The sequence below is a fragment of the Moraxella caviae genome (assembly GCF_002014985.1).
Lineage (GTDB): Bacteria > Pseudomonadota > Gammaproteobacteria > Pseudomonadales > Moraxellaceae > Moraxella > Moraxella caviae.
The window spans coordinates 66,625-92,024 of the sequence record NZ_MUXU01000056.1 but is presented as its reverse complement, the minus strand read 5'-3'; the positions used below and the strand labels follow the sequence as shown (position 1 = coordinate 92,024).

The window sequence follows — 25,400 nt, the reverse complement described above, 5'->3', positions numbered from 1 at the left end:
GATAAATTTTGTTCGGTGGATTGCACTGCATGGGAAAATTTTATTGCGAGTGATGATAAAAAAGCAAAAATCAGCCAAAAACTTATCGTTATCAGCCGATTTTTGCTTTATTGATGAAAAATTGGTTAAAAAATTGGGTTAAATTTGCGAATCATTCGCTGATGATAGTCATGCCTGCCGCTTTTGCGCCGCGTGTGCCGCCTGTCAGGTGAATGATTTTGCGTGTTGGGTCAAGCGTTTCTAGCAGTGCGCACGCTTTGCCTGCCTTGGTGCCGCCACCGCACAGCACATAGATGTCGCCTGTGGTTTGTGCCAAAAGTTCGGCATTGATACTGTCTAGCGGCTGATTTTGAGCGTGGGCGATGTGTCCTTCTTGGTAACTGCTGGCGTCGCGTACGTCCCAGATGGTCTTATCGGCGCTTGGGGTGAAATCGGTGATATGAAGTTCTTGAATCATGGTCGCTCCAAAGTTGATGTCATTTAATTGTATGGGTAATTTCTTTGCCATCATAACAAAAAGCACGGCAGGGGTAAAGGTGGGGCGTGGTTTTTGAAAGTTGGCGGTGTTTTGTGGCGGTTTTTTGCTTGAAACTCTGGCTTGCTTGAAGCTGTGTTTTGTTTGAAGCTGTGTTTTGCTTGAAATTGCGGCAAGGTTTGATTATTCTTACATTGTGGCAAGTTTTGATTGATAAAAACTGCCATAACTTACCGCAACTTTTAATTTGCCACAATTTACCAATTTCACAATCATTCGGTAAAAACCATGTCAAATCTCACCACTGTTTCGCCTTTTGATAAACCTGTGCGCTGTGCTTGGTGCGGCGATGACCCTTTGTATCAGGCGTATCACGACACCGAGTGGGGCAAGCCTGAATATGACGGCAAGCGACTTTTTGCGCTGCTGTGCCTTGAAAGTATGCAGGCGGGCTTAAGCTGGATTACCATTTTGCGGCGGCGTGAAGCGTATTATCGTGCGTTTGCTGATTTTGAACCGCAAATCATTGCCACGTTTGACGATGAAAAGGTGGCAGAGCTTTTACAAGACGCCAGCATCATTCGCCACCGTGGCAAGATTGAAGCCATCATCAATAACGCCAAGGCGTATCTTGCCATCAGTGCGTGTGAAGATTTTGGTGAGTATTTGTGGAGAGTGGTGCGCACAGCCCAAGGGCGCGCGCCTGTGGATAATTGCCCACCGTCAGAAAAGGATGTGCCTGCGCAAACGCCTGCCAGTGCAGCACTGGCAAAGCAGCTCAAAAAGGACGGCATTAAATTTGTCGGCGCGACAACGTGCTATGCGTTCATGCAGGCGTGCGGCATGGTGAATGACCATGTGGCGCATTGCGATTTTCGTCATTCATCGTGATTTGCGCTGTCCGCTGGCTCGGCTGGATTGACAGAAAGCGGATTGCTGCGTGGTGCGCTGTTGTCAGGGCGAGTGAGCGTAGGCGGTGTGGGCGTGTCAGCTGGGGCTTTTTCTGTGTCCGCACGGCTTTTTAGCTCGTCTTTGAGCTTATGGTCATTTAGGCGGCGCACTTGCTGGATTTGCTCGGATAGGGCTTCATCAATGGCGATGGCTTCTGATTCGGCAGCCAATGCGGCGGCTTGTTCAGCGCTGATGGGCGCAGGCGCAGGTGCGTAAACAGGCGCAGGCGCATGATTGCTTGGCGCAGGCGGTGTGTTTACCGCTGGGCGCTGGCTTATGTTGGGATTTGCGCTGGCGTTTGTACTGGCAGGGGCGGTTTCTCGCTGTAAGACGATGACCGATTGCGCATCTTTATCTGTCTTATCGTCCGCTTTATCGCTTGCTGTGTCGCCATCATCATTCTCACCGCTGGCATTATTGCCTTCAGCGTCTGCCGTTTCGTCTGAATTTTCGGCTCGCTCTGCGCTGTCATCAAGCGTCATCAGCGGCACATTTTCCGGCTGGACGATGGGCTGTACCACAGGTTCAGCGGGTTTGGTGGTATGGTTTGCAGCAGTATTTGAGCTGCTAGATTGACTAAAATAAATGGTAGCAAACACCACAAGGTGCAGTGCAATCGCAAAAATCAAAGCAGTTACCCACCACGGACGGGCAGGTTTTTTGGTGGGTTTTGATGGGGCGTGATAAGACATGAAATCGGTGTTGGTTGTGTGTTTGTGCGTATTGTAGTGCAAATGCATAAGTAGTGCAAATTTCAGGGTTGAATTTGGTTTGGTGTTAAGTTGCATTTATCGTTTGCTGGTCAAATTCAGTTAAGATAAATTTAGCTCAACGAAATTCAATTCAGCCAAATTCAATCAAAGCAGCCATCAACCCATCATTTCCAGCCAATTTAATATTCCAATCATAAATCAGCCAAAAACCGCCAGCCCAAAACAAAAACTCAGCCCCAAAAGAAGCTGAGTTTTGTGTATTTTTAAGCGTATCGCCTAATAATCAGTCATCACGCAACAGATCGTTTAGGCTGGTTTTGGCACGAGTTTGTGCGTCCACTTTTTTCACAATGATGGCAGCGTATAGGCTGTATTTGCCGCATTTTGACGGCAAGTTACCCGGTACAACCACCGAGCCTGCTGGCACGCGGCCGTAGTGGATTTCGCCTGTTTCACGGTCGTAGATTTTGGTAGATTGACCGATGTACACGCCCATTGAGATGACCGAGCCTTCTTCTACAATCACGCCTTCTACGATTTCTGAGCGCGCACCGATAAAGCAGTTGTCTTCAATGATGGTTGGGTTGGCTTGTAGTGGCTCTAGCACGCCACCAATGCCCACGCCGCCTGACAGGTGAACGTTTTTACCGATTTGGGCGCACGAGCCAACGGTCGCCCAAGTGTCCACCATTGTGCCTTCATCAACGTACGCACCGATGTTGGTATAAGATGGCATCAGCACCACGTTTTTGGCGATGAATGAGCCTTTACGAGCAACGGCAGGCGGTACAACACGCACGCCAGCGGCTTTAAAATCTTCTTCAGACCAGCCTGCGAATTTGGTGTCTACTTTGTCAAAGAAGCGTGCGTCTTCACCGCCGTCCATTGGGCGGTTGTCATTGATTTTAAATGACAAAAGTACGGCTTTTTTCACCCATTGATGAACCACCCATTCACCGTCAATTTTTTCGGCAACACGCAATGAGCCGTTGTCAAGACTTGCCAATACTTCTTCAACTGCCGCACGCACATCGCTTGGGCAATCAGCCGCTCCAAAGTTGGCACGGTTGTCAAAGGCTTGTTCAATGATGGTTTGTAAAGACATGAAAATTCCTTAAATTGATGAATGAAATGGGTTGTAAACTTGCCAGCTGCACCAAAGGCAGCGTCAGGCGAAGTTTGCGTAGAATTACGCCATTATACCGCATTTTTGTGCTTTGTGCGTAGTTTGTGCGCATTTGCCGCCAAACTTTATGATTGATAAAACCAAACTAAAGCGAAATTTCATCAGAAAACCAAATCGCAAAACCTAATCACAAAATCGTGAAGGCGTGCAGATTATTTGATGTGCGTACGTTCAATGTGTGCATTGAGCCATTTTAGCACATCGTTAAACACTTGTGCGTGATTGGTTTCTTGCAAAATTTCATGGCGCATATTGACGTACAGATGGCTTTGGATATGGGCTTTAGTTTTGGCGAGCAGTTTGTCGTGCAGGTGTGGAATGTCTTGCCCCATGTTGCCCACAGGGTCGTCTTTACCGCTGATGAGCAGCACGCCAAAGTTTGCTGGAAAGTGCGCAAACCAGCCGTCATCGCAGGCTTTTTTCATCAAAGCACTAAGCGTAAAAAAGCCGTTATTGCTAAAGGTGAAACCGCACAAAGCATCGGCTTCAAAGGCTTTGATGGCGTCAGTATTTTCAGCAAGCCAAGCAAAAGGCGATGGCGAAATAGGCGAGCGCAGTTGCCCAAGCAGGCTGTCGTTTAGTAAAGCAGCGATGGTTTGGTTATGCGCTTTTGGTGATAGGCGATTAAGCAGGCTTAGCGCAGGCGTGGCAAGTTTGCCAAGCAGGTTGGTGCTGTCTGCCGTTCCCATTAAAATTGCGCCATCAAAACGGCTGGCATGGTGCGTCAAAACCGTGCGCACCACAAAAGAGCCCATCGAATGTCCCATGATAAAATGCGGCACGTCTGGCGCAAGCTCTTTGAGTTTATCCGCCATGATGATGACGTCCTTGCACAGCGCTTGCACGGGGTGTTTTTCGTCAATAAAACCCAGCTCGTACTTGTCCTTGACCGTGCGCCCATGCCCCAGCTGATCATAAGTAGCGACCAAAATGCCATTATCCGCCAAAAATTTGGCAAATTTTTCATAACGTCCGCTATGCTCGCACATACCATGCACGATGAGCAGCGTGGCTTTGACGCTGTCTTTTGGCGTATAAAACGTGTGGTGCAGGCGGTGAACGCCATTGCTGGATAGGATTGGTTGGGTCATGGTTTGTGTGTTTGGGCTGGTGGGTTTGTAGGTTGTTAAGTCAAGTGTCTTTTGTGTGAGTATGGCAACATTGACAGAAAAAACCTTTATTTTTGATTGCTATTTATAAATAAAGATAAGGCAAGTTATAAAAACCTGCCTTGCCCAATGCTGTATTAAAAACACCCACCTTTCTCGCCCGCTTCGACTTTGGCAAGTTTTTCTTCGGCAAGCGCTTTTGGTGAGCGGCTTGGCGGTGGGCAATCTTCGCCATAATATTGACGGTCGGCAAAGTAGCTTGAGCGCACCATTGGGTTTGCCCAAATGTTAAAAAAGCCCAATTTTTTGCCGTATTCGGTGTAGCGCGCAAATTCATCAGGGTGAACGTAGCGGTCAATCGGTGCGTGGTTTTTACTTGGCGCAAGGTACTGACCGATGGTTACGATGTCCACGTCGTGCGCTTTTAGGTCGTCCAACAGGGCGTAAACCTCTTCTTCGGTTTCGCCAAGTCCTACCATAAAGCCGCACTTGGTTGCCACGTCTGGGCGGCGCGCTTTGTAGTCTTTGAGCAGCTGTAAAGAGTGCGCATAATCAGAGCCGGGACGGAAAGCCTTGTATAAGCGTGGCACGGTTTCAATGTTGTGGTTGAATACGTCTGGCGCAGTTTCGGTCAATAAATCCAGCGCAATTTGCTCACGCCCACGAAAATCAGGCACCAAAATTTCAATCAAGCAATTTGGGCTAAGTTTTTTAGATTCGTTAATCACTTCCACAAAATGCCCCGCACCGCCGTCTTTTAAATCGTCACGGTCTACCGATGTAATCACGGCATATTTTAGACCCATGCCAAGAATGGTCTCGGCGGTGTGGCGTGGCTCGTCTTTATCCAGCGGATTTGGTCTGCCGTGCGCCACTTCACAAAACGGGCAGCGGCGTGTGCAAATATCGCCCATAATCATAAAAGTTGCCGTGCCATCTGCAAAGCATTGCGGCAAGTTTGGGCAGGCGGCTTCTTCGCACACGGTGTAAAGTTTTTGTTTGCGCAAGGTGGATTTGATGCGCTCAACTTCCGCTGGACTTGACAGCTTGACACGAATCCAGTCAGGTTTTTTTGGAGTTTCTAGCGTTGGAATGACTTTAATAGGAATGCGTGCCACCTTGTCGTAGCCGCGCAATTTCTCGCCTTGTACGGCTTTTTTTGGGGCAGGGCGAGCTTCTGGAGTAAAGGTTTGGACGGTCATTACAATCTCTTATTTTGATTGGGTTTAAATCTGTAAAGCTGCAATTTCACGCCATAATCAGCGCAAATTTGCGATAAAACTTTCACGCATATTGTACGCTAAATTGGGCAAAAAAGGTATGATTTCAAGGCAAAAATGGCGGATTTACGCACAAAAATTCTCACACTAACCCCAAAGCAGTAGCATAAAAGCCGTACGATTGCTGGGATTGGCGATGTAATTGTGAGCGGTTATCATTTACAAAGTTTGATAACATCATTTTTTTAAAAAATATTGACTATCAAGCAGTAAATTTTTGAACTTGGCAAAATTTTAGGGTATGATAGGACTTGCAAGAAGTAACTGTCTAGGCACTTGGATATTTTTAAAGTGAATTTATCAATATATCAAGCACTTACGACCAAATGTCATCACAAAATAAGGAAAATGCTATGTCAGATATGCTAACTGAATACCGCAAACACGTTGCTGAGCGTGAAGCCCTAGGCGTGCCACCACAGCCACTGACCGATGCGCAAACGGCTGAATTGGTGAATTTGCTAAAAAATCCACCAGCAGGCGAAGAAGATTATTTGGTAGATTTGCTTGAAAATCGTGTGCCAGCGGGTGTTGACCAAGCTGCTTATGTAAAAGCTGCATTCCTAAACGCCATCGCCCAAGGCGAAGCAAGCTCACCATTGGTAAGTAAAGAGCGCGCGGTGTACTTGCTTGGCACCATGCTTGGCGGCTATAACGTTGCGCCGCTTATTGAGCTTTTGGACAATGCAGAGCTTGGCGGCTTGGCGGCTGAAGCGCTGAAGAAAACTTTGCTGGTATTTGACGCATTCCACGATGTAGAAGAAAAAGCCAAAGCTGGCAACGAAAACGCTAAAGCAGTTCTACAATCATGGGCAGACGCTGAGTGGTTCACCAGCCGTCCAGACGTACCAGAAGAGATTAAAATCACCGTCTTTAAAGTAACAGGTGAGACTAACACGGACGATTTGTCGCCAGCACAAGACGCATGGAGCCGTCCTGACATTCCACTACACGCCAACGCCATGCTAAAAAATGAGCGTGATGGCATTCGCCCAGAGAAAAATGGCGAAGTTGGCCCGCTAAGCCAAATCAAAGAGCTTATCGCTAAGGGCAATCCAGTTGCCTATGTGGGCGACGTTGTGGGTACAGGTTCTAGCCGTAAATCAGCCACCAACTCAGTGCTGTGGTTCTTTGGTGATGAAATCCCGCACATTCCAAACAAAAAAGACGGCGGCGTGTGTCTAGGCGGTAAAATCGCTCCGATTTTCTTTAACACCATGGAAGACGCAGGCGCATTGCCAGTTGAGATTGATGTGTCTGACATGAATATGGGCGATGAAGTTACCCTAAAAATCGACCATGCAACTGCTACCGTTACCGCATTTAAAAACGGTGCGCAAATCGCAGAATCTAAGCTAAAAACACCAGTATTGCTAGACGAAGTGCGTGCTGGCGGCCGTATCAACCTAATCATTGGCCGCAGCCTAACTGGCAAAGCGCGCGAAGCTCTAGGCTTGCCAGCTTCTGAGTTGTTCCGCAAGCCAGAGCAGCCTGCTGACACTGGCAAGGGCTTTACTTTGGCGCAAAAAATGGTGGGTCGTGCGTGTGGCTTGCCAGAAGGTCAGGGTATCCGTCCGGGTACTTACTGCGAGCCTAAGATGACGACTGTTGGTTCTCAAGACACCACAGGCCCAATGACTCGTGATGAGCTAAAAGACTTGGCGTGCCTAGGTTTCTCATCTGACCTAGTAATGCAGTCGTTCTGCCACACTGCCGCTTATCCAAAGCCAATTGACGTGGTAACGCATCACACCTTGCCTGATTTCATCATGAATCGTGGCGGTGTATCGCTGCGTCCGGGCGATGGCGTAATCCACTCATGGCTAAACCGTATGCTACTGCCTGACACCGTAGGTACTGGCGGCGATTCACACACTCGCTTCCCAATCGGTATCTCATTCCCAGCAGGTTCTGGTCTTGTAGCGTTCGCTGCAGCAACTGGCGTAATGCCGCTTGATATGCCAGAATCGGTGCTTGTGAAATTCAAAGGTAAAATGCAGCCGGGCATCACCTTGCGTGATTTGGTACACGCCATTCCTTACTATGCCATCAAAGAAGGCGATTTGACCGTTGAGAAAAAAGGTAAGAAAAACATTTTCTCAGGTCGTATCCTTGAGATTGATTTGACCGAGATGGAAGATGATTTGACCGTTGAGCAAGCGTTTGAATTGTCTGACGCATCTGCTGAGCGTAGTGCAGCTGGCTGTGCGATTACCGTTTCAGAAGAAAAAGTGGCAGAATACCTGCGTTCAAACATCGTTATGCTTAAGTGGATGATTAGCGAGGGTTATGGCGACGCTCGTACCCTGGCACGCCGCGCCGAAAATATGCAAAAATGGCTGGACAACCCAAGCCTACTAAAAGCAGACGCAGACGCAGAATACACCAAAGTGTATGAGATTGATTTGTCTGAAATTAAAGAGCCAATCCTATGCTGCCCGAACGACCCAGACGATGCCAAGCTATTGTCTGACGTGGCAGGCGATAAGATTGATGAAGTGTTCATTGGTTCTTGTATGACAAACATCGGTCATTTCCGTGCCGCAGGTAAGCTACTTGCAGAAGTACCAGCAGGCAGCTTAACCACTCGTCTATGGATTGCACCACCAACCAAGATGGACGAGCGTCAACTGATGGACGAAGGTTACTACAACACTTATGCCCAAGCAGGCGCGCGTACCGAAATGCCGGGCTGCTCACTGTGCATGGGTAACCAAGCACGCATTGCACCAAAATCTACGGCGGTGTCTACGTCTACGCGTAACTTCCCGAACCGCCTAGGTCAAGGTGCGAACGTATACCTAGCGTCAGCAGAGCTGGCTTCGGTTGCATCAGTGCTTGGTAAGCTGCCAACCGTAGAAGAATATATGCAATACGCTGGCAAGCTGGACAACATGAAGGCTGAAGTTTATAACTACCTAAACTTCGACCAAATGAGCGAATACACCGAAAAATCAGACAAAATCAGCGTGGCACAACTGGCTTAAGCCGCTTGTCCAAGTTTGAATTCTGATTTAAGTATTCAAAAAACACTGCCGTCTTTATGATGGCGGTGTTTTTTATTGGGTTTAAAATTGCCGTGTTTTAAAATTATCAGTTTTTGAAAATTGCTGCATATTTAAATTAAGAGCATTTGCCATCTTATTATTTATCAAAACTTAATAATGATGCGTTTTATTAATCAACCGTGCCAAATTTGCAAAATGCTTGGCGAGCGGATATTGTTAAAGTAAATTGTGTGAAAGCGGGCGATTTTATTGATTTTTTAAATGTGTTTGCTGGTCTTTGGTAAAAAACCGCAAAAAGTCGTGGACAAAATTTCTAAGCGTGTTATAATTTGCCACCTTTTATGGAATGTGGCGGCGCTATTTTGCAAAAGCAAGTTTTGTGATGTAGCTTGGCAGATGATTTTTTAGGCGATTTTCTAAGAATATTTTAAAAAATAATTTTTAGATAAACTTAACTTTTGCCCTTAAAAAATAAGCCATCATGCCCACAACCCCAAAAAGCCTTGCCGTACAAATCATCGCTGATTTTTTAATGATTTGTAAAACTTTCGCACGTTAAACGTGTTTATTTCGCCAAACTTTTCAGAACCTGCGCCAAATCTCAGATTTGCATTCATAAGGTTCGGGTTTTGTGGTTTGTTCTTTCAACCCTTATTTCAAGATGGTAATTGAATATGAGCGTTACTCCTGTTACACCTGCCCAAACTTCAAACGACTACTACCTAAATCGCCAAGACGCGATGGAGTCAAATGTCCGCAGTTATCCGCGCAAACTTCCGCTAGCAATCGCCAAAGCCAATGGCATTTGGGTGACGGACGTTGAAGGTAATCAATATCTGGACTGCTTGGCAGGTGCTGGCACTTTGGCTTTGGGGCATAATCACCCAGCAGTTTTTGAAGCATTGCGTGATGTGCTAGACAGTGGCCTGCCGCTGCACACGCTTGACATCACCACGCCTGTCAAAGACGCATTTACTGAAGCTTTGCTTGGCTTTTTCCCAGAAAATTTCGTACTACAGTTCTGCGGCCCAACTGGCGCAGACGGCACCGAAGCAGCAATCAAACTTGCCAAAACCTACACAGGGCGTGATAATGTGATTGCGTTTTCTGGAGGTTATCACGGCATGACGCACGGCTCGCTTGCGATGACGGGTAACTTGTCCGCCAAAGAAAAAGTGGGCAATCTGATGCCGGGCGTGCAATTTTTGCCATATCCGCACGAATACCGCTGCCCGCTGGGTTTGGGCGGTGAAGCAGGCGTAGATGCGCTGACTTATTATTTTGAAAACTTCATTGAAGACGTAGAAAGCGGCGTGGTGAAGCCTGCTGCTGTGATTCTAGAAGCCATTCAAGGTGAAGGCGGTGTCGTGCCTGCGCCTGCCAAGTGGCTGCAAAAAATCCGTGAAGTAACCGCCAAGCATGACATCGTACTGATTTTGGACGAAGTGCAAGCAGGTTTTGCACGCTCTGGCAAGATGTTCGCCTTTGAACACGCAGGCATCGTTCCTGACGTGGTGGTGATGAGTAAGGCGGTGGGCGGCGGCTTGCCACTGTGCGTACTGGCGATTAACAAGAAATTTGACGCATGGGCACCAGCAGGACACACAGGCACATTCCGTGGCAACCAGCTGGCGATGGCGGCAGGCCTAAAAGTTTTAGAAGAAATCCGTGATAAGAATTTGGAGGAAAACGCACGCGTACAAGGCGAGTTTTTGCGCAGTGAAGTACAAAAACTGCAAGCAGAATTTGGCTGTATCGGTCATGTGCGTGGACGCGGCTTGATGAATGGCATTGAGATTGTGGACGAGCGCAAGCCTGCCGACCACATGGGCTCGTATCCTGCCGACAGCGAGCTTGCTGCCGCCATTCAAACCGCTTGCTTTAATAACAAACTGCTGCTTGAACGTGGCGGACGTGGCGGCACGGTGGTACGCATTCTTTGCCCAATCACCATCACGCATGAAGAGTGTGTGGAAGTGGTGGCACGCTTTAAGCAATCAGTGATTGACGCACTACAAAAAGTACGCGGTTAATCTGACGGCCAAATCACACCAAACTTGGCAAAAGGCTTTGAAATTTTGGTCTTTTGCCAAGCGTGTGATTTGGTTTTGTTTTTATATGATGAAGCGTGCGGTGTTTGGTCTGGCAATTTGTAACAACTTGGTTTGACAACTTGGTTTGACAACTTGGTTTAGCAAATTAATTTGATAATTTGACTTGATGACTTACGCATATGGCGTATGAAATTTGCCAGCCAAAATTTTAAGTTGACGGACAATTTCATTAAACATGCCAATCCAATATGTCAATCGAACACGCCAAATGCCACATTAGCACGCAGCAACTTAATTTTTGATATTTTTGCAAAAGGAAAAATCATGACGGATTTTGCAAAACACAAACAAGCCTTATTGTGTAACGATTCTAACTCCATCACCGACTACGAAAACGCGATGGCAGCAGCAACCAAAGCGGTGTCTGCTTGGCTAAAAAATGAGCATATGTACACAGGCGGCAGCATTCGTGAACTAAAAAGTGCCATCAACTTTTTGCCATCAAAAGAAGGTATGGGGCTGGATAAGTCGCTTGAGCGCATGACCGAGCTGTTTTTGAATAAAAGCCTAAAAGTACACCATCCGCATTCATTGGCGCATTTGCATTGCCCAACGCTTGTAACCAGTCAAATCGCTGAAGTGTACATCAACGCCACCAACCAATCTATGGATTCGTGGGATCAGTCGCCAGCAGGCTCACTGATGGAAGTGCAGCTGATTGATTGGCTGCGTCAAAAGGTCGGCTATGGCGCAGGTACTGCTGGCGTGTTCACATCGGGCGGTACGCAGTCAAACTTGATGGGCGTTTTGCTTGCGCGTGATTGGTGCATTGCCAAGAACTTTAAAGACGCACAAGGCGAGCCGTGGTCGGTACAAAAATTCGGCATTCCAAACGAAGCCATGCAAAAAGTAAAAGTGCTGTGTTCAGAAAACGCCCACTTTAGCGTACAAAAAAACATGGCGATGATGGGCATGGGTTTTGCGTCTGTGATTGCCGTGCCTTGTAATGCCAATGCGCAAATGGACACAGCAGCGCTTGAAACCATCATGGCGGATTTGCACGCACAAGGTAACATCGCAGCGTGCGTGGTGGCAACCGCTGGCACGACTGACGCAGGCGCGATTGACGATCTAAAAACCATTCGTGAAATCACCAATCGCTATGGCGCATGGCTGCACGTTGATGCGGCGTGGGGCGGTGCGCTGCTTTTGTCTAACAAATACCGTGATTTGCTGGACGGCATTGAGCTGACCGATTCGGTAACGCTGGATTTTCATAAGCATTATTTCCAAAGCATTTCGTGCGGTGCGTTCTTGCTTAAAGACGAAGCAAATTATCGCTTTATGCACTATGAAGCCGAGTATCTGAACTCTGCTTATGACGAAGAGCATGGCGTGCCAAATTTGGTGTCAAAATCACTACAAACCACGCGTCGCTTTGACGCGCTAAAACTGTGGTTCACGGTGGAAGCACTGGGCGAGACGCTGTACGGCTCAATGATTGATCATGGCGTGGATTTATCCAAAGAAGTGGCAAGCTACATTGATAACACCGATGCGCTAGAAATGCTGATTCGTCCGCAATTTGCGTCTGTGCTGTTCCGTGTTGTGCCAAAAGGCTATCCAAGCGAGCTGATTGACAGCCTAAACCAAAACGTGGCGGACGAGCTGTTTGCACGTGGTGAAGCGAACATTGGCGTAACGCGTGTGAACAGTCCAGAATATGGCGATGTGCAGTCTTTGAAAATGACGCTGCTTAGCCCTGTGGCAACGCTTGAAAACGTGCAAAACCTTTTGGCGCAAGTATTAAGCGAAGCTGAGCGCATCAAAGACGACATCAAAAACGGCACTTACACACCGCCAATTGATTGATTTCATGATAAAAACCTTGCAATGTGATGTTGCAAGGTTTTTTAATGTTTTGAATTTCGCTTGATATTGAAAATCGTCTTTTATCATAAAGCAAATGATTTGAGTATAAATTTGCGATATGTTGAAAATTCACAAAATTTATTTATCATATTTTATGGGCTTGCCATAAGAAAATCTAATAAATATCCGCTGATTTATCATGATAAACGTAATTGCAATGCTTGAATTTTGTTGGAAATCTTAGTATATTGCGTTTGCTTATGAACATATCAGCATTTATGATATAAATCATCAAAACCGCACCCAGTGCTTTTTAATCACGCTTGCCTTGCCAAGCCCAACGTAGGAGATACGACATGACCATTCAGTCAGCCATTGAAAAAGTTCAACAAAACTACGCACATCAGCCTGAATTCATTCAAGCGGTAGAAGAAGTGGCGATGACCATTGGTAAGGTGTATGCGGACAATCCAAAATACGAAGAATTTAAAGTTTTTGAGCGTCTGTGCGAGCCTGACCGTATCATCTCATTCCGTGTGAACTGGGAAAACGACAAGGGCGAAGTGCAAGTAAACCGCGGCTGGCGTGTACAATTTAGCAACGCCATCGGCCCATACAAAGGCGGTATCCGCTTTCACCCAACCGTAACTGAAGGCACGCTAAAATTTTTGGGTTTTGAGCAAATTTTCAAAAACGCCTTGACTGGCTTGCCGATGGGCGGCGCAAAAGGCGGCTCAGACTTTGATCCAAAAGGCAAATCAGAAGCTGAAATCCGCCGTTTTTGCTATGCGTTCATGCGTGAATTGCACAAAAACGTTGGCAAAGACATGGACGTACCAGCAGGCGACATTGGTGTGGGCGGTCGTGAAGTGAACTATATGTTCGCCATGTACAAAAACCTAACGCGTGAATTTGAAGGCGTTTTGACTGGCAAGGGCGTGGGTCATGGCGGTTCATTGATTCGCACCGAAGCGACTGGCTATGGCTTGGTGTATTTCCTTGACAATATGCTAAAAGTGAATAACGACAGCCTGCAAGGCAAAACCGTACTGGTGTCAGGTGCAGGTAACGTGGCGCAATACGCCGCCGAAAAAGCCATGCAGCTTGGCGGTAAAGTCATCACTTTCTCTGACTCAAAAGGCACGCTGGTGGACAAAGCAGGCTTTACCCAAGAAAAAATCAACTGGGTGAAAAACCATAAAGCAAACGGCAAAGCCTTGGCGGATTATGTGGCGGAATTTGGTGGCGAATGGCTGGCGGGCGAAAAGCCATGGCAGTTTGACGCAGACGTTGCTTTGCCTTGCGCCACTCAAAACGAAGTGGACGCTGAAAACGCCAAAGCATTGGTAAAACATGGCGTAAAATATGTGGCTGAAGGCGCAAATATGCCGCTGACTGCCGAAGCGATTGACGTGGTGCGTGCTGGCGGTGTTGCTTATGCGCCGGGCAAAGCTGCCAACGCAGGCGGCGTTGCGGTGTCTGGTCTTGAAATGAGTCAAAACTCTGTGCGCCAGTACAAGAGCTTTGAAGAGCTTGATGTAAAACTACAAAACATCATGAAAAATATCCACGACAACGCCAAAGCGGCTGGTGAAAAATACGGCACAACCCAAGGCGCGGTGGACTATATGACAGGCGCAAACGTGGCTGGCTTTGTACAAGTGGCGAACGCTTTGGTGTCTTACGGCATCTTGTGATGGCGGCTAAATTTGGGCGTGAAATGGTTTGGTGAAATTATTTGAAAGTAGTTGCCCAAACCGTCTTTAAGCTCAAATTAAAACTATTTTGATAAAAAACGACAACTTTTTAGGTTGTCGTTTTTTTGTTTGGGTGAATGATTTTAAAATGGATTTGGATTTAAAATTTACCAAATTTAATGATGGCTGTGCGTTTCGTTGGTTTGGTTGTGTGCGGCAGAATGATTATGCGCTGGGTGGCTTTGATGGCTTTCGTGTTCCGAACCGTGTTCGCTGTGATTATGTGAGCTGTGTTTATGTTCGCTGTGATTATGTGAGCTGTGTTCGTTGTGCGTATGATGGGCGGTGTGGTCGTGTGAGCTGTGATTGCCGTGATTTCCATGCGAACCACCGTGCAAAGCGTGCATAATGCTGGGCGAAAAAGCCACCGCCAGCCCAGAAACAAGCATTAAAGCACCGCTGAATTTGCGCAAATTAAATTTGGCAATGCGCTGCTGCAGCCACGCCACCATGCTGCTTGTGGCAAGTAACATCGGCAGCGTACCAATGCCAAAAAATACCATAAACAGTGCGCCATTCATGGTGTCAGTGGCGGACAAACTCACCGCCATCACAAGCGCACCATACACCAAACCGCACGGCAAAAATCCCCACAGGACGCCCGCGCCAAAGGCTTTAGCAAGATTGTCAATCGGTAAAACTTTGGCACGCAAAGGTGAGAGTGCTTGCCACAAACGCAAGCCTAATTTTTCAAGGCGATTTAAAAATGGAGCGCCCAGCATGAGCAGTGCTGCAAAAATCAGCGCGCCGCCCAGCAGCAGGCGTGGCAAGGCGTTATTGGTCAAAAATGGCGCTAGAATCTGACTGCCAAAAATGGTGGCAATCAGCCCAAGCACAGCGTAGCTTGTCAGCCTGCCGATGTGATAAGTGGCAATCAGCATTCGCCTTTTGGCAGGGCTTAGGTGCTGCATAGAAATGCCAAAAGCTGCCACGATACCGCCACACATACCCAAGCAATGCGGCGAACCAAAAAATCCCATGCCAAGCGCGGCAAGAATCAAAGCGAACGACATAATGACCTTCTTATTTGTATGTTAGGCGCGAAACTATGAACCAAGGCGGTTCTTACTCATTCTTATAAGAATCAGATTAAAGATGACGGGTGTTGGATTGGTTGTTTGTTTGGTGTGTTGATTGGTTTTTGAGCTGCTCACGGCGTGTTTGGCGGTCATCTAGGATAATTTGGTCAGGTGCATTATCCAAATCTTCAAATTGATTGGATTTCACCGCATACCAAATCGCCCAAATCGCCACCACGAACAACATCAAACTAAGCGGAATCAAAAGATACATACTGTCCATAACACCCCCTTGACGATGGACGGCTGCACAAAAAACGCCCACATTATAGCATGATTTGCGTGCATTCCATCAATGTATCTAAAAATTTCGCCGCAAGGGTGGCATTCTTACTCGGCTGGAATTTGTTTGATTATTTAAGTTTTCTACATAATTTCAATGAAAATTTATTAGCCTAAGACATACAACTGACAGGCGTCATTTCAAGGCGGTGCGTGGGCGTGGTGTCATCAGCGGTGGCGATGTCTTGTACATTAAAGGGCGTGCTAAGCAGCGTAAAAATTCTTTCAAGCTCACTGGTATCGCCATTTTCTAGGGCGATGATGGCATTTTGTGCCATAGGATTTCTTAAAACGTACACAGGATTTGTGCGCTGCATGATGGCAATCGCTTGTGTGGCGTGGGTTTGTAGGTGTTTTTGATAACGAGTGCGCCACGCTTGCCAAGTGCGCTGCTCATGTGCGCCAAAGCGTGCGATTTCTTGTTCTAATGTGGTGAGAAGATTTGTCTCATGCAGATGGGCGGATTTGTCGGTGGAATTGTCCGTGCTGTCATACGCAACGGCAATCAGCGCACGAAAGCTGTTGGTATAATCCAGCTCATAATTTTTTAATAAATCTAAAAAATCATATGCCAAAGCGATGGCGTTATCATCATACGCCAAGCCCAATTTTTGGCAAAGCCCTGCTTCATAATGCGTGCGCAAGGTGCGCTCGTACTCATCTAGGCAGGCTTGCACGGTGTGCGTATGAACACCCAAAGACGTAAAAAGTCGCAGCCAAAGTTGTAAATTCCACGCACCGATTTGCGGCTGATTTTGGTAGGTGTATCTGCCGTAATCGTCCGAATGATTGGCAATCCAGCTGGGGGTGAAGCGCTCCATCATGGCAAAAGGGCCAAAATCCAGCGTGCTGCCTGTGATGTTCAGATTATCGGTGTTCATCACGCCATGAATGAAGCCAACCAGCTGCCAATCGGCAATCATGCGCGCGGTACGTCTGCACACTTGGCGTAAAAACTGCTCGATGGTGGGTGGATTTTGATGCTTGGTGTTTGTTTGATGGCTATCGCTTTGGTGGTTGATTTCGTTTTGGTGGTGTTCGTCTGGGTCAAAATAATGTGCCATACAAAATTGTGTAAATGTCGGCAATAAATCAGGCGCATATGCCATAATCCATTCAAAATGCCCCAAGCGCACATGGCAATCGCTCGTGCGTAGTAGGGCGGCGGCTGGCACGGCTTGATGGCGGCGAATCAGCGTGTCCGACACCACAAGCCCCAAGGCATTAGAACTTGGCACGCCAAGCACATTTAAGGCGTGCGACCCCAGATATTCTCGCACGCTGCTGCCAATCATCGCGCGCCCATCGCCCATGCGCGAAAAAGGCGTCAGACCTGCGCCTTTTAAATGCAAATCCGTCAGTTTGTTATTTTTATCCAAAATCTGCGTCAAGAGTACGCCACGCCCATCGCCCAGCTGACCTGCCCAATGCCCAAACTGATGCCCTGCATACACCATCGCAAGCGGTGTAAATTCAGGCGTAAAGGCGGTAAAATCCGCACCGATGATTGCCTGCCAATCAAGTGTCTTATCGGCAGCGTCAAAGCCAAGTGCGTCCGCCAGCGCATGATTAAAATGCACCAGCCGTGGATTATCAAGCGGCGAAGTCTTTTGATGATGGTACAGTCTGTCATCAAGTTTGGTGTAGATGATGTGATGGCGCATGGTTTTTAAATTGGTGAAATTATTGAGCGATGAATTTGGCAAACTTAGCACGCTTGGGGTAAAAAGTAAAGCGGTGCGAAGTGTTTTAAAATTTGTGCTTTGTTAGTTGGTTTAAGCTGTGCAATTTATAAGCCGTCATTCATAATTTGCACTTGCTGACAAGGCTTGGCATAAATTTGGTGCAAATTCAAATATTTGGCGCAAGTTTGATATAAGAAAAACCCTTTGCGAAAGCGTGCAAAGGGCTTGGAGAAACTACAAAATGCGTTATTTGGCAGTGGCTGCTTTGCCTTTTAGGTGGGCATAAGCCAGCTCAATGCGCTCACTGTGTTCACGGATTTTGGCTTCTACTAGAGAGAATTGCTCTTTTAGACGCTCGTCCGCTTCGTGTAGGCGATTGGCAAATTCGGTGCGTTTTAGTTCTACGGATTTTGCCTTGAGTGTGTGCCATTCTTCCACCGTTTGGCTAAAGGCTTCATATTCGGCGCTGATGCGTTCTTTAAAGGCGGCTAAGCGCTCGTCTAGGCTCATCTCGCCACCATCAATGCGTGCTTGGGCGCGCTTAAATTGCATGATGACTTCGGCGTGTTTGATAGTCAAACCGTCCACACGTTTTAGGTCTTTGGCAAGTCCGATTTTAGATAAGCCCAAAATGAACCATTTGGTTGGGTCGTATTGCCACCATTTTACGCCATTGCGATAGTCGTATTGGAAGTAGTGGTGGTAGTTGTGATAACCTTCACCCCAAGTGAAAATCGCCAAAATTGGGTTGTCGCGCGCGGTGTTTTCATCGGTATAAGGACGCGAGCCAAACATATGGCACAAAGAATTGATAAAAAAGGTGAAATGGTGCGTCAAAACAAGGCGCAATAAGCCCACGATGATGAATGCGCCCAGCATATCGCCAGTGATGAATCCGACAATCGTCAGTGCGATGGCATTACTGGCAACGACACACAAGCCGTAGTGATTGTGCTGGAAAGTGAGCAGCTTGTCTTTTTTAAGGTCGGGAATGTTTTTGTAATCGTATTGACCGCTTGGGAATTTACGCAGCATCCACTGCATATGGCTGAACCAAAAACCACGACGTGATGAGTACGGATCGTCATATTCATCATCAACGTGGCGATGGTGTGAGCGGTGTCCAGAACACCAGTCAAAGACAGAGCTTTGCACGGCAAGCGTTGCGCCAAAAAGCAAGACGTATTTGACAACAGGGTGTGCGTCATAGGCTTTATGCGACCATAGGCGGTGATAGCCTGCGGTGATGGAAAGACCAGTCCACGCCATAAAAATGGCAAAAGCTGTCCAAGTGGCAGGATTTGCACCATGCGACCACAGATACCAAGGCACTAGCACCAATGCCAAAAGCGGCGTGGACAGCAGCACAATGGCAGGAACCCAGTTGATGGGTGCGTTTTCAAAGGCTTCAGGATTTCTCTCAACACTCATAACAATTCTCGTGTGTAGATGGTAAATAGCCAAAACTGGCTTGATAAATCGGTACTATTGTAGCCTAAAACGTTAAAAAAGTGAACAATTATTCACGGATTAAATTGTAAATTTTTTGCGCCAAATGTATTTAATAAATTTACTTAAATCATCTGACAGTGTGATAAAAATACGGGTTTATTGCCTAAAGTGCGTTTATTTTCGTGGCTTTACGCTAATTTTTTGGCTGTGTGTTTGGCGGTCAAGCTCAATGATTTATTTGCGCTTATCTTAAAAAGTTGATAAAACCTTGCGATGTTGCCAGCGTATTTTGGTAAACGTGTGTTTATTTTATGGTTGCACGGCTTAAAAAATCATTCCAAGTCTGCCTAAAAAATTGCACGGATTTCGCAAAGACAAAAACGTTCTGTCAATGTAACAAAAATTGACAGCGTGTTCAAGCCTTGTTGGTTGGTATCGCTAAAAGTGATGAAAGTTGCCAAAACTCAAAGAATTTGGCATGAATGAGAAGGTGTGCTACCAAGCGCAAGCATGACGTCTGGCACATCGCTGATGATGGTGTCAATGCCAAGCGCCATCAGGCGTACCGCTTCTTTGGTATCGTTCACCGTCCATGCGCTGATGGGCAGGCGGTGGCGCTTGGCAAGGGCGGTGATTTCATCGTCAATGAGTGAAAAATGCAGCCCCAAGCGTGCGCAGCCAAGCCGTGCAGCAAGGGTGATGAGTTCGTGTGCGCTGTGTTTGATGGGCGGCTCAATCAGCAGGCCGCGCGCAAAGCGTTGCAGTGCATGATGATGGTGTAATAAACCGTGCAGGCGCACATCAAAACTTGTCAGACTAATGGGCAGCTTTGCAAATTCAGGGCGAGATAGCGTGGTCGCTAGAGTGTGTATCAAGGCGTGATGATGGGTGCGTGCGTGGGTTTTAATCTCAAGCTCAATGTGCGAAAATCCAGCGAGCAAAGGCAGCATCTCGTCCAAAAACAGCAGTTTTTCACAGCGATGATGGCGCGCGTCAAATAGCCGAACGTCTTTTAGTGCGTGGCTTGACACATCGCACAAATGCGCTTGCTTATGTGCCAATCTGTCAAGCGTTGGGTCGTGAAATACCGCAAGTTTGCCGTCTTTGGTGAGCTGTATGTCAAATTCCACACCGCTTAACGTTTTGCAAAATGGTGTGCCAGTCAAAGGCGGTACAGCAAGACTTTGGGCGTATAAAAATCCCGCTTGGCAATTTTCCAAAAACCGCCCACGCGCGCCACGATGACCCAAAATGTGCGTGCGTTTGGAAAGCGTGGCGGTGGTTTGGGCTGGGATTTTTGATGGGGTTTTTGATGGCGGCATAAAAGATGGCATAAATAAACGCTGTATTTGCAAAAAAGGTTTGCTATAATTTGAAAAATTTGTGCAATTTGATAAGAGCAAAACCGCTGGCGTGAGCGATAAACGCTGGCAGATTAAAAAGCAAGCAGGTGCGATTTTAATGCTAAAAACTTAAAATGGCAAAACTGCTCAAATCAAATTCACTCGCCTATTGTAGCATAAATGCTTGGTGTGAATATGCTATCGTACGGACGCTTTGATAAGATTTTGACGACTGGGTTGTTTGCTAAATTTGATGACCGAGCTTATTTGCTAAATTGATTGACTAAATCTTGCGAAATACTTTTATGACCAACAAAAAACAGCAATTCGCCTTACGAGAAAAAAAGATTTTGCAGACCGCAGAGCAGCTGCTTTTGGAGTCTGGCGAAGGCGATTTGACGCTGGACGCTTTGGCGCAGCATTTGGACTTGGCAAAAGGCACGCTGTATAAGCATTTCGTCAGTAAAGATGAGCTGCTTTTGCGGATTTTGATTGAGTATGAGCAGCGGCTGTTTGCCATGAATGCTGTGGACGATGGCGTGTCGGCAGGTGTGGCGCGCATGGTGCTGCAGCAGCTGCGTTTGCCGCAGCGAGCCATGCTGTTTAATCACATGGAAGAGCGGCTGGCGGGTACAGCTTCAGGGCTAAATAAACTGTTTGGCGAGCTGTACCGAGTGCGCCGTGAGCGCATGAAACGGCTGGCGTACTTGGCTGAGCGTTATCTTGCCGAGCAAAACAGCAGCATGACCACAAGAGACTATTTGTCGCACATTTGGGCGGTGGGGCAAGGCGGCGCAGGGCTGCTTAATTCCAGCTTTTATCAGCGCTATTTGGGCAGTCGTAACACGCTAAAATACGCTTTGGTGCTGCATATGCTGCATTTGCCAAAACTGTATCCCCAAGATGGCAACGCCCAAGCGCAAGCCTTGGAAAATCAAGCCTTTGATGAAGAATTGGCGCGCATTCCTGAGTTGGCTGATTTGCCTGAGAGTGGTTAAATTTAAACGTTGGATAGGTTTTTTGGGAATTGCCAAGTAAGGATTATTAAGCAAGGATTGCAAATCAAGGATTAACAGGATTGTCAATGATGGATAAGCGCAAGGGAGCAAGCGGTGTTTGGGCGAATTGCTGATTATATAAAAACAGCAGGACGACCGTCTTTAGGACGGCTGTCAGGACGTTGGGGCAAGCGTGCTGTGGTAGCGGTGGCGTTTGACGATGTGGCGGTGCGGCTGCTGGTGGCGCAGCGTGTGGGGCGTGCGCTGTATGTGCGCCATTATGACAGCGAAGCCGTGGCAAAGGACGTGATTGTTTCTGGTGAAATCGTAGATGTGGCGGCAGCTGGGCGTGCGTGCGCTCGGCTGTTTGCACGTTTGCCGATGGCGACAAAATCTTTGCGCAAGGTGGCGACTTTTGTGCCGTCTGACGCTGTGATGACACGCACGCTTGCTTTTCCTGCGCATTTTCGTGATGCGGACATTGATGACGGCATACGCGCGGATGCTGAGCGTTATATCGCTTTTGCGCTGGATGATGTGAATTATGATTTTGTGGCATTAAGCGCACAGAGCGCAAGCGCACAGCCAGCCGATGAACAGCAGGTGCTGCTTGTCGTTGCCAAGGCGCAGACGGTGCAGCAATGTACGCACGCTTTGGCGTATGCAGACGTGCAAACGGACGTGGTGGACGTGGCAGAATATGCGCTGGCGCAGGCATTTGTGGCGCAGGCGCAGCAGGCGGGATTTGCGGGCAAGAAAGTGGCGCTCATTGACATCGGACGGCAAAAAACGCAGTGCTATGTGGCGGATTTAACCAATGTGGCGGATTTGGCGAATGTTTCTTACGAGCAGGCGTTTACTGGCTTTGTGTATCACCGTGAATATTTGTGCGGTGATACGGATTTGACGCAAGATGATTTTGTAAAAGACGATTTTACGCAAAATAATTCGGCAAAAGATGGTGGAGCGCAAGACGATTTCATGCAAGACAGCCTAGAGAAAAACGCAGTAAATACCGCAAGCGCAAAACCACCAGAAAATGAATGGGCTGATGGTTTTAAAACCAGTGATTTTAAAGCGACTGATTTTAAAGCGACTGATTTTAAAGCGACTGATTTTAAAGAGAATGGCTTTAATGCAAATGGTTTTAAAACGAGCGATTTTGAACTGGGTGATTTTAACGCCAAGGATTTAAATTTTGGCTCAAAAGTTAGTCCAGTCAATGATTTGCAACAAGACAACCAATGGGCGGCACTGTTTTCTGACACCACGACCAATTCCAAAACTTCTACCGCAATTCCAAGCGAGCCAAGCCAAACGTCTTTGTCAGCGCAGCTTGATAAAGCTGGTTTGGGCGATGAATCGAGCGGTGGCAATCATCATGACAGTCATCATGGCAACCACCACGCCAATCACTCATTTACACACCTTGCCTTTGATGATGTGGCTCGTGATGGCATGATGGAGCGCTTGCAAAATGGTGCACAAGCGTCATCAGTGCAGAGCAGTCGTAGTTTTGTCAATCAATTTACCGATAAGTCTATCGAGCAATCCACTGCCAGCACCAGTAAAGCAGATGATGATTATGTGGCGATGATGACCCAGCAAATCGCCACCATGCTCACCCATTGTGCGCAGGCGCAGCAGGCGGTGGACGTGGTGTTGCTGTGCGGCAGTGGGCGCGCGCTTGATGGCTTATGCGCTGGCGTGGCAAAGCAGACGAGCAAGCAAACGCTCATCGCCAATCCCTTGGCTGGCGTGGATTTCATGCAGGCGTGTGCGCAAGTGCAGGCGGACGCACCGCAGTTGATGGCTTTATTTGGTTTGGCAATGCGAGCGTGCGATGATTCCTAAAATTAACCTTTTGCCTTGGCGGCAGACGCTAAAAATGCGCAATCACACGCGCTTTTGGCGGTGTTTTGCGTTGGTATTTGTGGCGAGTGTTTTGCTTGCGGCAGCTGGATTTTGGCACGCTTGGCAGGCAAAAATTTACCAAACGCACATCAACGACACCATCAATGCACGCACGCAGTCTTTGCAAAGCGAGCTTATCGAGCTTGCTCACATTGAAAAGCAGCGCAGCGAGTTGATGGAAAAAGTGCAGACAATCAATGAGCTGCAAGGCGGACGTGTGCAGATGGGGCGGATTTTGGCGCACATTAATCAAGCCTTGCCAAACGGTGTGTTTATCCGCAGTGTGGAGCGCACAGGCGAAAGGCTGGTTTTGACGGGTTTTGCACGCAGCAGCGATGGCGTATCGCAATTTGCCAAGCAGCTGGATGCGCAGGCGGTGCGAGACGTGATGGTGGTGGCGCTGACCGATGCCAGCGATGGGCTTAAGCAGTTTAACATCACGGCTGTGGTTGATGTGGCGCAGTTTGACAATCCAGCTGATAGTCAAGCTGATGCTCAAATTGATGGCGCAACGAGTAGTAAAACTGACAGCGTCAATCCGAGCGACAGCCAAACCGACAACCCAAACTCAAGCCAAAATTTATCTAATCAAGACAGCGCCATTGATACCGTCAATCTAGCCAAACCGATTAGCACAACGCAGGTGTCGCCATGATGTTCGCCAAAAGTAAAACTGCTAAACATAAGCCGCACAAGCCACGTATGAGTATGGCGCAAACGTGGCAAATGCTAAACGCCATCAACCGTGAAAATATTGGTGATGCGCCTTGGTGGGTGCAGGCATTGGTGCTTATTTTGATGGCGTGCGTGATTTTGGCGGCAGCGTGGGCGTTTGCCATTGCACCTGTGCGCAGTGATACGGCGGCGCTTGGGCACGAAGAGCAGATTTTGCTGGACAATTACGCCAGTGCGTTTACGAAAGCGCGCACTTTACCCTTTGTCAAATCGCAATTTGCCGAACAGCAGGCGCAATTTGCTACGCTTACCGCTCAGTTGCCAGAGCGCACCCACACCGCCCAGCTGACCCAAGAAATCCATCTGGCGGCAGTAAGTGCAGGCGTGCGTATCATTGATGTGGCGGTGGGCAGCACAAGCGAGCAGACGCTGTACGTCATGCAGCCTGTGCGCTTGACGGTGGAAGGCGAATACGGGCAAGTGGTACGGCTGCTGCGTGCGTTGTCCGAGTTGCCGCAGCTGGTAACGCTTGATGATTTTACGCTTGCCAATCAAGCTGAAATTTACGCCACGCCTATGCTAAAACTTACCTTGACGCTGCACGCTTATCGCGCCAAAACGGTGAATGCGGACGACAAGACAGCAGATGGAGCGGCTGACAAAGTGGTGCAGTCGTGAATGTTGATGGCGGTTTTGGCGGTGGTTTTAATAGCGGTTTTGATGGCGAATGCGATGGAAAATTTTAACAATCAAGGAACGACAATGCGTGCCAATTTATCAATCAAGCCACAGGTTTTAAAAGAGCGCACGATAACAAGCCTAAAAATTGGTGCGCTGGCGTTTGTGCTTGGTGTGGCGGGCTGTGCGGACAGTACGCATGAGCAGGCGCTGCAAGCTGCCGAGCAAAAACTTGCCGATGTGTCGCTGCTGCCTGCTAAGCCTACCATCATGCCTATGCCAGCTGTCAGTGCGCCAGTCATGCCTGATTTGGGGGCGAAAAATCCGTTTGCGTCTGGCTTAGTGCGTCCTGCGCCCAGTGAGACATTGCCAAGTTCGCCAAATGGCACACCGCCAACCACCACCAGCGTTTTGCCTGCGCCACCGCCACCGCTTGGCAAGCCAGTGCCACCGCCTGCGCCACGCACGCTTGAGCCTTTGGAGCGTTATGAGTTGGCGAGTTTGCGGTATCGTGGGATTTTGAGCGAGCGTGGGGCGCTGACCGCCATTGTCGCTGCGCCTGATGGCACGGCACACCCTGTGAAAGTTGGGCAATATTTGGGGCGTAATCACGGACGCGTGCAGCACATTGATGGCGAGAAAATCACGCTAAGCAAGCTTGTGCAAGCGCCAGATGGGCAATATTATCAAGTTGCGGCATATTTGGGGTTTTCGCCTTGATGGTTTGAAATGGGGTTTGTTGTGTGAAATGTTGGGTTGCGTTTTGCTAACCCGACTTACAAATATCGCCAATCCAACTTACGAACATTGCTAAAACCCAGCTTATATTCTTACTAAAACCCAACCCATAATCTTGCCAAAAATTTAATTTACAATCTTGCCAAAATTT

The 25,400-nt window shown here is 47.9% G+C and carries 21 protein-coding genes; 11 read left to right on the top strand and 10 right to left on the bottom strand.

The genetic code is table 11. From position 1 onward, the window contains the following. Nucleotides 1–151: 151 nt before the first annotated feature. Complete coding sequence (locus B0181_RS09180; RefSeq protein WP_078277205.1) at nucleotides 152–457, bottom strand: rhodanese-like domain-containing protein; 306 nt, start codon at nucleotides 455–457, stop codon at nucleotides 152–154. A gap of 306 nt (nucleotides 458–763) precedes the next feature. Between B0181_RS09180 and B0181_RS09170 the strand changes: the two genes are divergently transcribed. Beyond that, nucleotides 764–1,366, top strand: a complete 603-nt coding sequence (locus B0181_RS09170; protein ID WP_078277203.1) for a DNA-3-methyladenine glycosylase I — start codon at nucleotides 764–766, stop codon at nucleotides 1,364–1,366. On the opposite strand, the gene B0181_RS09165 is transcribed toward B0181_RS09170, so the two are convergent. Next, on the bottom strand, nucleotides 1,354–2,118 hold the full coding sequence (locus B0181_RS09165) for a hypothetical protein (RefSeq protein WP_143821597.1): 765 nt from the start codon (nucleotides 2,116–2,118) through the stop codon (nucleotides 1,354–1,356). The genes B0181_RS09170 and B0181_RS09165 overlap by 13 nt on opposite strands. A gap of 304 nt (nucleotides 2,119–2,422) precedes the next feature. Then, on the bottom strand, nucleotides 2,423–3,244 hold the full coding sequence (gene dapD, locus B0181_RS09160) for a 2,3,4,5-tetrahydropyridine-2,6-dicarboxylate N-succinyltransferase (RefSeq protein WP_078277201.1): 822 nt from the start codon (nucleotides 3,242–3,244) through the stop codon (nucleotides 2,423–2,425). 21 nt (nucleotides 3,245–3,265) lie between these two features. Between dapD and B0181_RS12470 the strand changes: the two genes are divergently transcribed. After that, a complete protein-coding gene (locus tag B0181_RS12470; protein WP_281271110.1) occupies nucleotides 3,266–3,400 on the top strand; it encodes a hypothetical protein in 135 nt (44 codons plus the stop codon). 77 nt (nucleotides 3,401–3,477) lie between these two features. Here B0181_RS12470 and B0181_RS09155 read toward each other — a convergent pair whose 3' ends face one another. Both B0181_RS09155 and lipA read right to left on the bottom strand, forming a co-directional pair. Then, nucleotides 3,478–4,416, bottom strand: coding sequence for an alpha/beta fold hydrolase (locus B0181_RS09155; RefSeq protein ID WP_078277200.1), 939 nt, complete (start codon nucleotides 4,414–4,416; stop codon nucleotides 3,478–3,480). Nucleotides 4,417–4,571: 155 nt separating this feature from the next. After that, nucleotides 4,572–5,636: a lipoyl synthase gene (lipA, locus tag B0181_RS09150; RefSeq protein WP_078277199.1), complete on the bottom strand. Its 1,065-nt coding sequence runs from the start codon at nucleotides 5,634–5,636 to the stop codon at nucleotides 4,572–4,574. Between the two features lie 440 nt (nucleotides 5,637–6,076). Here lipA and B0181_RS09145 point away from each other — a divergent pair, with 440 nt between their 5' ends. The 4 genes from B0181_RS09145 (at nucleotide 6,077) to gdhA (ending at nucleotide 14,345) form a co-directional block, all read left to right on the top strand. Beyond that, the gene (locus B0181_RS09145; RefSeq protein ID WP_078277213.1) at nucleotides 6,077–8,701 is read left to right on the top strand and encodes a bifunctional aconitate hydratase 2/2-methylisocitrate dehydratase; all 2,625 of its coding nucleotides are present in this window, start codon (nucleotides 6,077–6,079) and stop codon (nucleotides 8,699–8,701) included. 695 nt (nucleotides 8,702–9,396) lie between these two features. Beyond that, entirely contained in the window at nucleotides 9,397–10,755 is a 1,359-nt protein-coding gene (locus B0181_RS09140; protein WP_078277198.1) for a diaminobutyrate--2-oxoglutarate transaminase, read from the top strand. 345 nt (nucleotides 10,756–11,100) lie between these two features. Continuing rightward, complete coding sequence (locus tag B0181_RS09135) at nucleotides 11,101–12,648, top strand: pyridoxal phosphate-dependent decarboxylase family protein (protein ID WP_078277212.1); 1,548 nt, start codon at nucleotides 11,101–11,103, stop codon at nucleotides 12,646–12,648. Between the two features lie 356 nt (nucleotides 12,649–13,004). Then, nucleotides 13,005–14,345 (top strand): NADP-specific glutamate dehydrogenase, encoded by a 1,341-nt coding sequence (gene gdhA, locus B0181_RS09130; RefSeq protein WP_078277197.1) that lies wholly within the window; start codon nucleotides 13,005–13,007, stop codon nucleotides 14,343–14,345. Nucleotides 14,346–14,521: 176 nt separating this feature from the next. On the opposite strand, the gene B0181_RS09125 is transcribed toward gdhA, so the two are convergent. The 5 genes from B0181_RS09125 to B0181_RS09105 form a co-directional block, all read right to left on the bottom strand. Further along, the gene (locus B0181_RS09125) at nucleotides 14,522–15,418 is read right to left on the bottom strand and encodes an urease accessory protein UreH domain-containing protein (RefSeq protein WP_078277196.1); all 897 of its coding nucleotides are present in this window, start codon (nucleotides 15,416–15,418) and stop codon (nucleotides 14,522–14,524) included. Between the two features lie 76 nt (nucleotides 15,419–15,494). Continuing rightward, a complete protein-coding gene (gene ccoS / locus B0181_RS09120) occupies nucleotides 15,495–15,707 on the bottom strand; it encodes a cbb3-type cytochrome oxidase assembly protein CcoS (protein ID WP_078277195.1) in 213 nt (70 codons plus the stop codon). Between the two features lie 172 nt (nucleotides 15,708–15,879). Then, nucleotides 15,880–17,430 carry a protein adenylyltransferase SelO family protein gene (locus tag B0181_RS09115; RefSeq protein ID WP_078277194.1) on the bottom strand — a complete coding sequence of 517 codons (1,551 nt, stop codon included), beginning with the start codon at nucleotides 17,428–17,430 and terminating at the stop codon, nucleotides 15,880–15,882. A 267-nt stretch (nucleotides 17,431–17,697) separates the two neighbouring features. Further along, entirely contained in the window at nucleotides 17,698–18,882 is a 1,185-nt protein-coding gene (locus B0181_RS09110) for an acyl-CoA desaturase (protein ID WP_078277193.1), read from the bottom strand. A 485-nt stretch (nucleotides 18,883–19,367) separates the two neighbouring features. Beyond that, nucleotides 19,368–20,237, bottom strand: coding sequence for a glycerophosphodiester phosphodiesterase (locus tag B0181_RS09105; protein ID WP_078277192.1), 870 nt, complete (start codon nucleotides 20,235–20,237; stop codon nucleotides 19,368–19,370). 314 nt (nucleotides 20,238–20,551) lie between these two features. Here B0181_RS09105 and B0181_RS09100 point away from each other — a divergent pair, with 314 nt between their 5' ends. The 5 genes from B0181_RS09100 to B0181_RS09080 all read left to right on the top strand — a co-directional run bounded on the left by B0181_RS09100 (nucleotide 20,552) and on the right by B0181_RS09080 (nucleotide 25,231). Further along, entirely contained in the window at nucleotides 20,552–21,244 is a 693-nt protein-coding gene (locus B0181_RS09100; RefSeq protein ID WP_078277191.1) for a TetR/AcrR family transcriptional regulator, read from the top strand. A gap of 114 nt (nucleotides 21,245–21,358) precedes the next feature. After that, a complete protein-coding gene (pilM, locus tag B0181_RS09095) occupies nucleotides 21,359–23,098 on the top strand; it encodes a pilus assembly protein PilM (protein ID WP_078277190.1) in 1,740 nt (579 codons plus the stop codon). Then, nucleotides 23,088–23,813: a PilN domain-containing protein gene (locus B0181_RS09090; RefSeq protein WP_078277189.1), complete on the top strand. Its 726-nt coding sequence runs from the start codon at nucleotides 23,088–23,090 to the stop codon at nucleotides 23,811–23,813. Before pilM ends, B0181_RS09090 begins: the two co-directional genes overlap by 11 nt. After that, the gene (locus B0181_RS09085) at nucleotides 23,810–24,511 is read left to right on the top strand and encodes a type IV pilus inner membrane component PilO (RefSeq protein ID WP_078277188.1); all 702 of its coding nucleotides are present in this window, start codon (nucleotides 23,810–23,812) and stop codon (nucleotides 24,509–24,511) included. Before B0181_RS09090 ends, B0181_RS09085 begins: the two co-directional genes overlap by 4 nt. A gap of 54 nt (nucleotides 24,512–24,565) precedes the next feature. Beyond that, nucleotides 24,566–25,231: a pilus assembly protein PilP gene (locus B0181_RS09080; RefSeq protein WP_158078960.1), complete on the top strand. Its 666-nt coding sequence runs from the start codon at nucleotides 24,566–24,568 to the stop codon at nucleotides 25,229–25,231. Nucleotides 25,232–25,400 lie beyond the last annotated feature (169 nt).

Coding starts and splice junctions, on each gene's coding strand:
- B0181_RS09180 (WP_078277205.1), bottom strand. CDS start 457: ATGATTCAAGAACTTCATATCACCGATTTCACCCCAAGCGCCGATAAG.
- B0181_RS09170 (WP_078277203.1), top strand. CDS start 764: ATGTCAAATCTCACCACTGTTTCGCCTTTTGATAAACCTGTGCGCTGT.
- B0181_RS09165 (WP_143821597.1), bottom strand. CDS start 2,118: ATGTCTTATCACGCCCCATCAAAACCCACCAAAAAACCTGCCCGTCCG.
- dapD (WP_078277201.1), bottom strand. CDS start 3,244: ATGTCTTTACAAACCATCATTGAACAAGCCTTTGACAACCGTGCCAAC.
- B0181_RS12470 (WP_281271110.1), top strand. CDS start 3,266: ATGAAATGGGTTGTAAACTTGCCAGCTGCACCAAAGGCAGCGTCAGGC.
- B0181_RS09155 (WP_078277200.1), bottom strand. CDS start 4,416: ATGACCCAACCAATCCTATCCAGCAATGGCGTTCACCGCCTGCACCAC.
- lipA (WP_078277199.1), bottom strand. CDS start 5,636: ATGACCGTCCAAACCTTTACTCCAGAAGCTCGCCCTGCCCCAAAAAAA.
- B0181_RS09145 (WP_078277213.1), top strand. CDS start 6,077: ATGCTAACTGAATACCGCAAACACGTTGCTGAGCGTGAAGCCCTAGGC.
- B0181_RS09140 (WP_078277198.1), top strand. CDS start 9,397: ATGAGCGTTACTCCTGTTACACCTGCCCAAACTTCAAACGACTACTAC.
- B0181_RS09135 (WP_078277212.1), top strand. CDS start 11,101: ATGACGGATTTTGCAAAACACAAACAAGCCTTATTGTGTAACGATTCT.
- gdhA (WP_078277197.1), top strand. CDS start 13,005: ATGACCATTCAGTCAGCCATTGAAAAAGTTCAACAAAACTACGCACAT.
- B0181_RS09125 (WP_078277196.1), bottom strand. CDS start 15,418: ATGTCGTTCGCTTTGATTCTTGCCGCGCTTGGCATGGGATTTTTTGGT.
- ccoS (WP_078277195.1), bottom strand. CDS start 15,707: ATGGACAGTATGTATCTTTTGATTCCGCTTAGTTTGATGTTGTTCGTG.
- B0181_RS09115 (WP_078277194.1), bottom strand. CDS start 17,430: ATGCGCCATCACATCATCTACACCAAACTTGATGACAGACTGTACCAT.
- B0181_RS09110 (WP_078277193.1), bottom strand. CDS start 18,882: ATGAGTGTTGAGAGAAATCCTGAAGCCTTTGAAAACGCACCCATCAAC.
- B0181_RS09105 (WP_078277192.1), bottom strand. CDS start 20,237: ATGCCATCTTTTATGCCGCCATCAAAAACCCCATCAAAAATCCCAGCC.
- B0181_RS09100 (WP_078277191.1), top strand. CDS start 20,552: ATGACCAACAAAAAACAGCAATTCGCCTTACGAGAAAAAAAGATTTTG.
- B0181_RS09090 (WP_078277189.1), top strand. CDS start 23,088: ATGATTCCTAAAATTAACCTTTTGCCTTGGCGGCAGACGCTAAAAATG.
- B0181_RS09085 (WP_078277188.1), top strand. CDS start 23,810: ATGATGTTCGCCAAAAGTAAAACTGCTAAACATAAGCCGCACAAGCCA.
- B0181_RS09080 (WP_158078960.1), top strand. CDS start 24,566: ATGGAAAATTTTAACAATCAAGGAACGACAATGCGTGCCAATTTATCA.